This is a genomic window from Streptomyces sp. CA-106110, from assembly GCF_050936285.1.
Taxonomy (GTDB): Bacteria; Actinomycetota; Actinomycetes; order Streptomycetales; family Streptomycetaceae; genus Streptomyces.
Genome location: NZ_JBNJNB010000001.1, coordinates 7,463,295 through 7,475,865, shown reverse-complemented (window position 1 = coordinate 7,475,865; position 12,571 = coordinate 7,463,295). Strand labels below are relative to the sequence as shown.

Sequence of the window (12,571 nt, the reverse complement as noted above, 5' to 3'; positions counted from 1 at the left end):
TGCGCGTGACCACCGGGCCTGAGGGGTTGGGGCCGCCGCCCCGGGGCGCAGAGGCCTCGCCTTCGGCCGCCGGAGGCCGGGCGGCCGGGGTGCGCCTGGCACCGGGACGGCCGGGCCCGTGAGCCATGAGCCCCGGACGCCAGGCCCAGATAGCCGTGCGTCTCGGACGCCGGACGGTGGAGGCACCGGTCCGACGTAGCGCGACCGTGCGTGTACCGGCTGTCAGGGCGTCGCCGGGGCCGAGTTCTTTGTGTCTGTCGGGCCCGCGGTGTCGTCTCCCGAGGTGGCCAGCCATGCGCCGACTCCGATGGCCGCGAGCAGGGTCGCCGTCGCCGCGCCCAGTGCGATCCGGCGGCGGCGGGCCTGCGCCCGGTGGCGGGCCGAACCCGGGCGGGGTGCGCCCGCGGCACGGGGCGCGCGTGCCGTGCCGCGGGCGCCGCCCGCCAGCTCGTCGGGCCCCGGCACCCGCATCGACGTGTGGGTGTCCCGGTTCGAGTCCGTCTTGGCCCCCAGGACCAGCGGCACCGCCCCCCGCCGGGCCGGCGCCACCGCGGGGTCACCCGGCGCCGCCGCCTCGTGCGGCTCCTCCACCGGCTCCGTGTCCGGCTCGTCCACCTCCAGCGGCGGCATCCCGGCCAGCAGTGGCAGTTGCTCCCGCAGTCGTGCGGCGAGCTCCGAGGCCCGCAGCCGGGACGCGGGCGCCTTCGCCAGGCACTGCAGCATCAGCTGCCACAGCTCGTCCGGGATGCCGGGGAGGGGGACGACGGTCTCGGTCACATGCCGGCGCAGCACCGCGCCCGGGTGGCCCCCGCCGAACGGCGTGAAGCCCGCCAGGAGCTCGTACAGGACCGTCGCCAGCGCGTAGATGTCCACGGCCGCCCTCGGCGGCAGTCCCTCGACTATCTCCGGGGCCAGGTAGTCGGGCGTACCGATGATCTTCGTGGCCCGGGTCCGGCGCGGCGAGTCGATCAGCTTGGCGACGCCGAAGTCGGTCAGCAGTGCCGGGTGCGCGCCGCCGGGACCCAACGGGCCCTGCATGTCGAGCAGCACGTTCTCCGGCTTGACGTCCCGGTGCACGATCCCCGCCGCGTGCGCCGCGGCGAGCCCGTCCGCCACATCGGCCACGATCGCCACCGCCGCCTCGGGCGCAAGGCGGCGCTCCCGGTCCAGGCGGGTGCGCAGATCGGTGCCCCGGACCAGGTCCATGACCAGCGCCAGGTCGTTGCCGTCGACCACCAGGTCTCGAACGGACACCACGTGGGGATGGTCGAGCCCCAGCAGCGCCGTGCGCTCCTGGACGAAGCGGCCCACGAGCTCCTGGTCGGACGCGAGGTCCTCCCGCAGCATCTTGATGGCGACGGGCCCTTCCGGCCCCTCGCCCAGCCACACCGTGCCGGCGCTTCCCCGCCCCAGGATCTGGTTAGCGGTGTACCGGCTGCCGATCTTCCGTGCCAAGGCTGCTCCTACTGGGGACGCGTGTTGCCGACGCTGCGCCGTTCCGGGGCCGTTCTGCCGCGGCGGACGCCGCGATTCCCGGACCCGGTCGACAAAACTACGCGTCCGAAGGGGCAACCTTCACCGCCGAAGCGGAAATCACCCTTCAGGTGTCGACAAATCCCCAAAGTCGAAGCGTTCTCAGGTCAGTTCGAACGTCCGACGCTCAGGGGGTGTTGCCACTGGTGCCGCTGTCACCGAGCTTCCCGATCCATCCGGTCACGGAGGAGAACCAGTCGCTCAGCTGCGCCCAGTACGACTTCGACGTCCCGATCCAGTGCTGCAGCGGGCTGAACTCCCACACCAGCCACCCGGCGACGAACAGGATGACGATCGTGAACAGGCACCCCTTCAGGCAGCCAAGTCCCGGGATCTTCATCGGGTTGGCGCTGCGCTGACGCGGCGGCCGCGGCTCGCGCGCCGGACGCGGGGCCGGCTGCTGCGGCGCGGGCGCGTAGCGCTGCTGCTGGTGCTGCGGCGCGGGGGCGTACTGCTGCCGCTGGGGCGCGTACTGCTGGGGCTGCTGCCGCTGCGGATACCCGTATCCGGGGGCGGGCTGCTGCTGCGGCCGGTTGACCTGCCGCTGCGGACGGCGGCGCAGCGGGTCCTCGGCGGGGTCGAGGTACGCCTGGACCTGGGTCTGCTCGTTGCGGTCGCGGGCGGCGCGCAACTGGTTCTGCCAGGGGTGCGGATCCTCCTGCCCGGACTGTCCGCCCTGCTGGTTCTGCGACATCGGCGGTATGACGGCCGTCGGGTCGGCCGCGCCTCTGTTCGGCAGGACGGCGGTGGGGTCGGCGGCGCCGAAGGGGCCCGAGGTGTGCGGCAAGACGCTCGTCGCCGCGTTCGGGTCGTATCCGGCGGCGCCGTGCGGCAGGGCCTGCGTGGGGTCGGCGGAGCCGGGGACGGTGGCCGGGGAGGGGTCCGGCGCGAGCAGCGCGGCCACACCCTCCGCCGCGGCGATCTGCGCGGAGTTCGCGTGCACGCCGACACCCTCGGCGACCACCCGCAGCGCCCGGGCGAGGTTCTCGGCGCTGGGCCGCTCCTCCGGCTTCTTGCGCAGGCAGCGCTCTATGACCGTCCACAGCGGGTCGGGGACCGTCGACGGGCGGCGCGGCTCGGCGCTCAGGTGCTGGTGGAGCACCTCCAGGGCCGATCCGCCGGCGAACGGAGGACGCCCGGTGACCAGCTCGTACAGCAGGATGCCGGCGCCGTAGACGTCGACGGCCGAGGTCTGCGGACTGCCCTCGGCCGACTCGGGGGCGACGTAGGCGGGCGTGCCCACGAACTCGTGTGTGCGCGTGAGGCCGGGTGAGTCGGCGAGCCGGGCGATGCCGAAGTCGGTCAGCATCGGGTGCATCTCGCCGCCGTCCTGCTTGAGCAGGACGTTGGCGGGCTTCAGGTCGCGGTGCACGACGCCGTCCGCGTGGCTCGCGGCCAACGCGTCGGCGATCTGCGCGGTGAGCAGGGCCGCGCCGACGGGTGTGAACGGGCCGTTCTCGCGGAGGTGGCGGTGCAGGTCGGGGCCGTCGACGAGGTCCATGACCAGCGCCAGCAGATCACCCTCGACGACCAGGTCCCGCACCCGCACGATGTTCGGATGGGTCAGGCGGAGCAGGACGGACCGTTCCCGCAGGAACCGCATCACGACGTCCGGGTCGCTTGCCAGCTCCTCCTTGAGAACCTTGATCGCCACAGTCTCGCCGGGCTGGCCCGCGACGGCCGCCTCAGCGCCCGCGGCCTCGCGCTGGCGGGCTCGCCAGACGGTGCCCGTGGCGCCGCGTCCGAGCGGCTCCTCGAGCAGGTATTTGCTGCCTACCGGCCGCACGTCATGCGCTCCCTGCTGCTTGCTTGTCCGGTCCGTCCACCGCGCTACCGGTGTTCCGTCCCACTGTAGTGCCGCAGATCCTGGCACGCGGGTGTCGGCGGTCCTTGCTCGTACCACCGCTTTCACAGCCAAGGACGTCGGTGAGCACGTCAGCGTTCCCCTTCCTTCCCTGTGGTTCCCGGTCTCCCCTTCCCTGTCGTTCACAGGTCTCCGAACGGCCTGCCCGTGGACACCTGCGCGTGGGGGTTTCCCGGGAGAGGGCCTACTGGGCGAGCGCCGAGCGGCGACCTCGCGGGGCCGGGGCGCGGCGGCCGTCTTCCGCCACTGTGTGCCGCCACGGCTGCGGCCGCGAGCCGTGAGCGCCGCGAGCCGTGAGCGCCGCGAGCCGTGAGCGCCGCGAGCCGTGAGCGCCGCGAGCCGTGAGCGCCGCGAGCCGTGAGCGCCGCGAGCCGCTGTCGCGGTGTGCCACCGGCGACGGAGCACCGAGGAGCTCCAAGGAGCACTGCCGCCCAGGCGCGGCAGCCGTTTCGCCGCGCTTCGCACATGTGGTGTACGGACGGGCATCCCGTACACGTTCGATGAGGAGACGCTCGCTTCGGTGCACTTGGTTGCCGGGATCAGACGTGACCGATCTCAAGCGGACACCTGCTGGGCACTGGTCAGGCACTTTTGCGGGCAGAGCCGACCAATCAAGATCACTTGACGGCGGGCGACGGGCGCGCTGTCGGTGGCAGGTGCGAGGATGCTTCCCGTACCGGCCATGTGCTCGTGCGCGGTGGGGGGAAGTCGCGGTGGGGGAACGCGACGCAGCCCCCTTCCCCGTCCGCGGGCGCCCGTGCAGAAGGGACCGCTGACGGCGATGCAGATCCGGCTGACCGTCGTAGACCCGCTGGGCACGCCCCCGGAGCCCCGGGTGCGCGCCGCGAGCTGCGATGTGCTGGTCACCGCGCCCGCCGGGACGGCGCTGGCCGCGGTCGCTTCGGGACTGGCCTCGGCGGTCGGCTCGGTCGGGGGCGCCGTACTGCCCGAGCGCGGTCGAGAGCCCGCGGGAGCCGCCGTCGCGCTGTACGCGGGCGCGGAGCGGCTGGACGCACAGCGCTGCACGCTGGGGGAGCCGCCGCTACTGGACGGCGCGGTGCTGACCCTCGGCGCCCCCGCGGACCCGGGCCCCGAGCCCGACGAGGACGCGGCACAGCTGCACGTGGTCGCGGGCCCGGACGCGGGCGGCGTGCATCTGCTGCACGGCGGCGTGATCCGCATCGGCCGCTCCGCCGACGCCGACGTCCCGCTGGACGACCCCGACGTCTCCCGGTTGCACTGCGCCGTCACGGTCGCCGCCGACGGCACCGTCTCGGTCGCCGACCTGCACTCGACCAACGGCACGGTGCTGGACGGCAGGCCGGTGACCGACCACCCGGTGCGCTTCACCCCCGGGGCGCTGCTGCGCCTCGGCGAATCGGCCCTGCGGCTGGCCCCACCCCGCGGTGTACGGGCCGTGGGCACGGCGCCGGACGGGGAAGGACATGTGCGGGTCCTCGGCGAGGAGGACCCGGAAGACCCGGCCGGGCCCGCACCAGCGGCGACCGTCCCGCACGCGCGCGTGGTGACCGGAATGGGGTCGGCCCCGGGCATCACCGCGGCCTCCGGCGCCGACCGCGCCCCGGGGGCCGGGCGCCCCTCCCCCGGCACCGGGTCCGCCCCGGCCGACAGAGCAACCGGAGACACCCATCACGGCTTCGGCGTCACCACCTGGGGCGCCTCCGGCGGGGCTGCCCCAGGGGCCCAGGAGCACGCGCCCGTGGAGCCGCCCATCCCGACACCGGTGGTACCGGTCCAGGCCGGGGCCCCGCTGATCGAGAGCCGGGACCCGGTGGCCGGGGACATGGCCGAGGACAGCACGCGCAAAGGCACCCCGCCGCGCGGGACGAACGTGCCGCCGGGGGTACGCAGGCGCGGTGGCCTCACCGCGTGGGCGCGCCGGCTGGCCGGAGGTCGCGGCGATCAGAGCAGCAGCGGGCTGGAGGCGTACGGCGAGGGCGTGGATGCGCAGGCGCTCGCACCCCTTGCTGCCCCGGGCCGGGAGAAGTGGCCCGACCCCGCGACCCTGCTGCTGAACGCGCTCGGCCCCGGACCCCGGCTGTGGGAGCGCGGCCCCGAGCATCCGGAGTCGCTGACCGTGCGGCTGGGTACGGCCGACCGAGCGGCGCCCGACGGTTCTGGGCTGCTGTCCGCGGTGTCCGTCACCGCTGACCTGCGCGAGGTCGGTGCACTGGGGCTCGCAGGCCCCCGGGAGCGGCTGGCCGGGCTGACACGCGCGGTGGTGGCCCAGCTCGCAGCGCTGCACTCGCCCGACACGCTGGAGCTGGTCCTGATCAGTGCCGATCGCTCCCGCCCGCTGGAGGAGCGCACCGCCGACTGGTCGTGGCTCGGCTGGCTGCCGCACCTGCGCCCGGCGCACGGCCAGGACTGCCGGCTCCTGCTGGCGTACGACCGCGAACAGGCCACGGCCCGCACGGATGAGCTGCTGCGCCGCCTGGAGGACCACCTCACGGACCCCGACGGCCTCGCCGGCACCCCCCGCCGGACCGCCCCCGGCGACCACGGCACAGCCCGTCCGGCCGCTCCCGGCGGTCCGGCGGCCGGGCGGGGCGCCCGTCGCCCCTCCTGGGCGCGGGACGACAACCAGGCGGACGGCGCCTTCTCCGGGCCCTGCACCGTGGTGCTCGTGGACGGCGACCCGGGCGGTGCCGGTGTGCGCGAGGCCGTGGTGCGGCTGGCGGAGCAGGGAGCACGGGCCGGAATCCATGTGGTCTGCCTGGCCGAGGCTCCCCCGGCCTCGCCCGCCTCGCCGGTCACGGAGACGTACGAGGCGGCCTGCGCGGTCTCCCCGGCGTTCCGCGCATGCGGGGCCGTCGCCCTGCTGAGCGGGGACGTGGCCACCGCGCTGCGGCTCATGCGGGTCGCACCCGGGGACGGTGCGGACGCCGTGCGCGCGCTGCGCGCCCCGGTGGGGCACGGCACCGTCGCCGCGGTGGACGCGGTGTCCCCGGCGTGGGCGGAGCGGTTCGCGCGGGCGCTGGCCCCGCTGCGGACGGACGGCGGCGGGGACCGGCAGGTGCGGGTCTCTGCGCCGCTGCCCCAGGCGGCGCGACTGCTGGACGAGTTGGGCCTGGCACGGGCCACCCCCGCGTCCCTGATGGCGCGTTGGGCCGACGCCGTGGACGACACCTCGGCGCCGGGCGGGCGCGGTTGGGCGGTGCTCGGTGCCGGCCCGCGCGGCCCGGTGTGCCTCGATCTGGCCGCCGAGGGGCCGCATCTGCTGGTCGAGGGTCCACCCGGCAGCGGTCGTACGGAGCTGCTGCGTTCGATCGCCGCGTCGCTCGCCGCGGCCGAGCGCCCGGACCGGCTGGGCATCGTGCTCGTGGACGGCCGCGATTGCGGCGGGAACGGCGGCTCGGGCGGGGAGGGCCTCAAGGTCTGTACGGATCTGCCGCACGTCACCACGCATCTGGCGGCCAACGACCCGGTGCGGATGCGGGAGTTCGCGCAGGCGCTGAGCGCCGAGCTGAAGCGACGGGCCGAACTGCTGGGGGGTCTCGACTTCGCCGAATGGCACACGCGGCAGGAAGTGTCGGCGCGGATCGTGCCGCAGCGGTCGGAAAGCGCGGCCCCGGGCGACCTGGACTCACCGCCGAGCACGACGCTCCGGCTGCGTCCCGCGGCGACGCGGCAGCAGACCGAGGCGCGGCCGGCGCCTGCCCGCCTTGTCGTGCTGGTCGACGACCTGGACGCGCTGCTGTCCCCGGCCCTCGGATCGCCGGGCCGCCCGGCGGCAGGATCGGTCGTACGGGCCCTGGAGGCCGTGGCGCGGGACGGAGAGCGGCTCGGGGTGCATCTCGTGGCCGCCGCCGGCCCGGGCGGACGGACGGCCGAGTGGGAACCGGCCCGCGCGGCCTCACTGCGGGTGACGCTGGACGAGGTGTCTTCGGGCCCGGAGGAACCGGCGCCGGGCCGGGGGCGGTTGACGCGGGCGGACGGCAAGGTGACGCCGTTCCAGGGCGGGCGGATCACGGGGCGTATCCCCCGCACGGCGACGCTGCGCCCGACGGTGGTGCCGCTCGAGTGGCACCGCATGGGCGACCCGCCCGCCCGGCGTCCCGTCCGCGAACTGGGCAACGGGCCCACGGACCTGGCCCTGCTGGCGAGCGCGCTGGAGGGGGCGGCGCGGTCGGTGTCGGCGGCAGAGGTGCCTTCGCTGTTGTAACGCCGGATGCCATGTGTCCGGCTTGCGCCGAGCGGCGCCTGCGTGGCGCGCCCGAGTGGCGCCGCCCAGGGTCGCTGACTGTACGTCACGAGGCCTTCATGATCGGCACCAACGCCCTGACCCCTGGCGCGTCCATCTCGCTGGTGATCCCGCCGGCCGTCTTCTTCGCGTTCCAGCGGCAGTTCGTGTCGGGCCTCATGGTGGGCACCGTCAAATAGCACGTTCCGTACGGCGGTTCAGGGGGTGGACCGGCACCCGATCCGCCCCTCGCCGTTCACCTGAGGTTTCCTTCACCGTTCCCCCGAATGCCACATCCGGCGTAACCAAAGCGGTCCATCGACCGTTTCCGGGCAGTATGCCCGCGTCGATCCCATGGATGCCCCTTGCCCAGGTTCAGTGTCATCGTCCCCGCGTACAAGGTTCAGGCGTACCTGCAGGAATGCCTTATGTCCGTGCTGGAACAGTCGTACAGGGACTTCGAGTTGATCGCTGTCGATGACGACTCTCCCGACGCCTGCGGGTCGCTCATCGACGAGTTCGCCGCCCGTGACGCCCGCGTCCGCCCGCTGCACCTGCCGAGGAACGTGGGGCTCGGCCAGGCCCGCAACGCCGGGCTGCGGCAGGCGACCGGCGACTATGTGCTCTTCCTCGACGGTGACGACACCCTGACCCCGGGCGCACTCGGGGAGGTGGCCGACCGGTTGGCACAGACCTCGGACCCGGACGTCCTGGTCTTCGACTACGCCCGTACCTACTGGACCGGGAAGACCGTCCGCAACCAGCTGGCCGGCCTGCTCACCGAGAAGGGCCCCGCGCCCTTCCGCCTCGACGACCGCCCCGGCCTGCTCTCCCTGTTGATGGTGGCCTGGAACAAGGCGTACCGCCGCGACTTCGTCGAGCGCGAGGGCTTCACCTTCCCGCCCGGCTACTACGAGGACACCCCGTGGACGTTCCCGGTGCTGCTCACGGCGGACACCATCGCCACCCTCGACCGGGTCTGCGTCCACTACCGCCAGCGCCGCCGTGGCAGCATCCTCGGCTCGACCAGCCGAGCGCACTTCGACGTCTTCGACCAGTACGACCGGGTCTTCGCGCACCTGGACGCGCATCCCGGGCTCGCCCACTGGCGGCCGGTCCTGTTCCGCCGCATGGTCGACCACCTGGCCACCGTCTACGCCCGGCGCGGCAGGCTTCCCCGGGACAGCCGCGCCGAGTTCCTGCGTCTGGCCCGAGACCACTACCGCCGCCACCGGGTCCCGGGCGCCCCGCTCCGGCCGCGCCATCTGCTGATCCGCCTGGGCAGCCATCACACCTACCGCCTGGTGTCGTCGGCGTCCCGGTTGGGGCGCGGCGCACGGCGCCTGGTCGCCGGGGCGGGCAGGCAGTTGACCGCCGCCGCGCTCCGGACGCACTACCGCATCCAGCTCCGCCTTCCGCTGCGCACCGACCGGGCCGTGTTCACACGGGACGCTGGGGGCAGGTACGGCTGCAACCCGGGCGCCCTTGAGTCCGCGTTCCGTAACCTGCTCCCGCACATCCGCACCGCGTGGATCGCACAGCCCGAGCACCACCACACGATCCCGGTGGCCACCCAGCGGATCCGGCCCGGATCGGCCGCGTACTGGACGGCGCTGGCCCGCTCCAAGTACCTCGTTCACAACGCCGACTTCGAACCCCGCGTGGTCAAGCGCCGGGGACAGGTCCTGATCCAGACCCGGCAGGGCACCCCGGTCAAGCGCATGGGCCTCGACCTCCAGGACCGTCCGGTCGCCGCCCGCGGCTGCGACTTCGGACGGATGCTGCGCTCGGCCGACACCTGGGACTACGTCGTGTCCGGCAACCGCCACTCCACCCTCGTCTGGGAGCGCGCCTTCCCGTCCGGGTTCACCACACTCGAGTACGGCCTCCCCCGCAACGACGTCTTCGCCCGCGCGACCTCGGCGGACGTGGCCCGGCTGCGCCAGACGTTCGGCATCCCCGAGGGCTCGGTGGCCGTCCTGTACGCGCCCACCCACCGCGACTACCGCACCGACGGGCGCCCCGCCCTCGATCTGGAACGCTTCCTGCGCGAACTCGGCCCGGGGTTCGTACTGCTGACCCGTACGCATCCCCCGTACGGCGAGGCCCCGGCGCGGGCCGCCGGCGGCCGGGTGATCGACGTCACCGGCCACCCGAGCGTGGAATCGGTGTGCCTGGCCTCGGACGCGCTGGTCACCGACTTCTCCTCGCTGATGTTCGACTACGCCAACCTCGACCGGCCGATCGTCGTGTACGCGGACGACCGGGAGACCCACGAGGCGACCCGCGGCACCTGTTTCGACGTGCGCGACTGTCCGCCGGGCGCACTCGCGCGCGACGAGGACGAGCTGATCGACATCTTCGCGACAGGCCACTGGCGCGGGTCCCGATCGGCGCAGCTGCGCAGGGTGTTCCGTGAGCGCTTCTGCCGGTACGACGACGGGCGCGCCGCCGAGCGGATCGTGCGCCGGGTCGTGCTCGGCGAGAGCGCCTGGCTGCCGTCGATCGTCCCCCTCGCGGACCGGCGCCCGGTCCCGTCCGCCGCGCTGGGTCTGCAGGCCCCGCCGCTCACCAGCGTCCCGGTGCCCGGCCGCCGCATGCCGGTCGCCGAGCGCCTCTGACCCCGATGCCCCGACACCCGGAGTTCCGCATGCCGCGCAGGCCCACCCCCACCCGGCCCGTCATCTGCCGCCCCGCCGGGCGGCCGGGACGCTGACGACCGACTCCCCGACGCACTGGCCCCGGCACAGCGACCGGGGCCCGAGAGAAAGAGCAGAATGCCCCTCTTCAGCATCATCGTCCCTGCGTTCGGCGTCGCCGGCCGGTTGTCCCAGGCACTGGACTCCGTCCTCGCCCAGTCGTTCGGCGACTTCGAGCTGATCCCGGTCTGCGACGCCCCCGGCTCCCCGGCGGGCACGGTCGCCGGCACGTACGCCGAGCGGGACAACCGGGTCGTTCCGCTCACCTCGCCGCCGGCCGGCGGCCTGGGCGTGGCCAGAAGCGCCGGGACGGAAGCGGCGACCGGGGACTATCTGCTGTTCCTCGACGGAGACGACGTCCTCAAGCCCGGCGCCCTCGCGGCGATCGACGCGCGCCTGGCGGAGACCGGCGAGGTGGACGTCCTCTACTTCGGCCATGAACGGGTCCCCTGGTGGGAGGGTGCGGCGTACGCTCCCCCGCTCGGCGAGGCCCCCGAGGGCGCCTTCAGCCCCGATCGGGCCCCGGAGCTGACCTGTGTGGGCGTCCCCGCGTGGAGCGCCGCCTACCGACGCGCGTTCGTCGCCGGTCACCGACTCGCCTTTCCGGCCGGTCACTTCACCGACATCGGCTGGGGCGGCCGGGTCACGCTCGCCGCCGAACGCCTGGCCGTGCTGCGCTCGGTCTGCGTACGGCATCTGATGCGCCGCCAGGGCAGCCGGCTGCACAGCCCGGGCGAGCATCAACTCGACCTCCTCGACCAGGTGGACGCGGTGCTCGTCCGGGCCGCCGAAGTCGCCCTGCCCGCAGAGCGGTTGCGACCGCTGTTCGAGCAGCTCTTCGGCGAGGTGCTGCGGACCGCCGCGCATCCCGAACGGCTGCCCGCGCAGCTGCGCCGGGTCTTCTTCCGGCGGGCGTCACGCCTCTGTCGCCGCCACCGCCCGGCCGGGTACCACCCGCCCGCGGGCAGCGTCGGGGTGCAGCACCGGCTGCTCGCGGCCGGTGCGTACAGCGCGTTCCACACGCTGCGCGGGGTGAGCCTGGGCACGGCGAAGGCGGCTCGGAAGGTCCCGGTGCCGCGTAGGCCGCGCACTCGCCTCCGGTACGCGCTCGGGCTGCGCCGGCCGCTCGATCCGAACCTCGCCGTGTACTGCGCGTACTGGGGCCGCGGCTACGCCTGCAATCCGGCCGCGATCCACGCCAAGGCCCGCGAACTCGCCCCGCACATCCGCTCGGTGTTCCTGGTCGAGCCGGACGCGGTGGACAGCCTGCCGGAGGACGTGGAATACGCGGTGATCGGCAGCCGGACGTACTGGGACGTGCTCGCCCGCGCCACGTACCTGGTCAACAACGCCAATTTCGCGGACGGTGTGGTCAAGCGCCCCGGCAGCGTCCATCTGCAGACCCAGCACGGCACCCCGCTGAAGAAGATGGGCATCGACCAGTCGACCTACCCGGTGGTCGCCGCGGCGACCGGCAGCTTCACCAAGCTGCTGGCCAGGGTGGACCGCTGGGACTACAACCTCTCGTCCAACCGGCACTCCACCGAGATGTGGGAGCGCGCCTTCCCGGGCTCCTACGAGACCCTCGAGTACGGGTATCCACGCAACGACGTCTACTGCACCGCGACCGCCGAGGACGTCGCCCGCATCCGCCGCGAACTGGGCGTGCCCGAGGACAGGAAGGCCCTGCTGTACGCGCCCACGCACCGCGACCACAGCACGGGCTTCCACACGCGCCTCGACCTGGAGGCGTTCTGCGAGGCGATCGGCGACCAGTACGTCGTCCTGCTGCGCGCCCACTACTTCTACGACCAGGGCGCGGCGGGAAGCAGCGGGCGGATCATCGACGTCACAGGGCACCGCTCCTCCGAGGACGTCTGCCTGGCCGCGGACGCCCTGATCACCGACTACTCGTCGATCATGTTCGACTACGCCAACCTCAACCGCCCCATCGTCGTCTACGCGGACGACTGGGAGGTGTACCGGGAGATCCGGGGCGTCTACTTCGACCTGATGGAGGCACCCCCTGGACGGGTGGCGCACTCACCCGCGGAGCTGGCGGCCGTCTTCCGGGACGGTTCCTACGCGGACGGGATCGCGGCGGGCCTGCGCGCCGCCTTCCGTGAGCGCTTCTGCCAGTTCGACGACGGACGTGCCGCCGAACGCGTGGTGCGGCGGGTACTGCTGGGCGAGCCGCCGGAGTCGATCCCGCCGCTGATCCCGCCGGCCGAGCGCATCCCGGCTCCGGCCCACACCCTCGTGAGGAGCTGA

Annotated in this window: 5 protein-coding genes; 3 read left to right on the top strand and 2 right to left on the bottom strand. The window is 74.0% G+C overall.

All coding sequences use genetic code 11. The features are described 5' to 3' along the window. Positions 1–222: 222 nt before the first annotated feature. Both ACQEXA_RS34430 and ACQEXA_RS34425 read right to left on the bottom strand, forming a co-directional pair. Positions 223–1,455, bottom strand: a complete 1,233-nt coding sequence (locus ACQEXA_RS34430) for a serine/threonine-protein kinase (RefSeq protein WP_432928286.1) — start codon at positions 1,453–1,455, stop codon at positions 223–225. A gap of 205 nt (positions 1,456–1,660) precedes the next feature. Further along, on the bottom strand, positions 1,661–3,319 hold the full coding sequence (locus ACQEXA_RS34425; protein ID WP_432928288.1) for a protein kinase domain-containing protein: 1,659 nt from the start codon (positions 3,317–3,319) through the stop codon (positions 1,661–1,663). An 859-nt stretch (positions 3,320–4,178) separates the two neighbouring features. On the opposite strand from ACQEXA_RS34425, the gene ACQEXA_RS34420 reads away from it, so the two are divergent. The 3 genes from ACQEXA_RS34420 to ACQEXA_RS34410 all read left to right on the top strand — a co-directional run bounded on the left by ACQEXA_RS34420 (position 4,179) and on the right by ACQEXA_RS34410 (position 12,571). Beyond that, positions 4,179–7,583 (top strand): FHA domain-containing protein, encoded by a 3,405-nt coding sequence (locus ACQEXA_RS34420; protein ID WP_433134683.1) that lies wholly within the window; start codon positions 4,179–4,181, stop codon positions 7,581–7,583. A 383-nt stretch (positions 7,584–7,966) separates the two neighbouring features. Beyond that, positions 7,967–10,222, top strand: a complete 2,256-nt coding sequence (locus tag ACQEXA_RS34415; protein WP_432928290.1) for a bifunctional glycosyltransferase/CDP-glycerol:glycerophosphate glycerophosphotransferase — start codon at positions 7,967–7,969, stop codon at positions 10,220–10,222. A 156-nt stretch (positions 10,223–10,378) separates the two neighbouring features. Continuing rightward, complete coding sequence (locus ACQEXA_RS34410; RefSeq protein WP_432928292.1) at positions 10,379–12,571, top strand: bifunctional glycosyltransferase/CDP-glycerol:glycerophosphate glycerophosphotransferase; 2,193 nt, start codon at positions 10,379–10,381, stop codon at positions 12,569–12,571.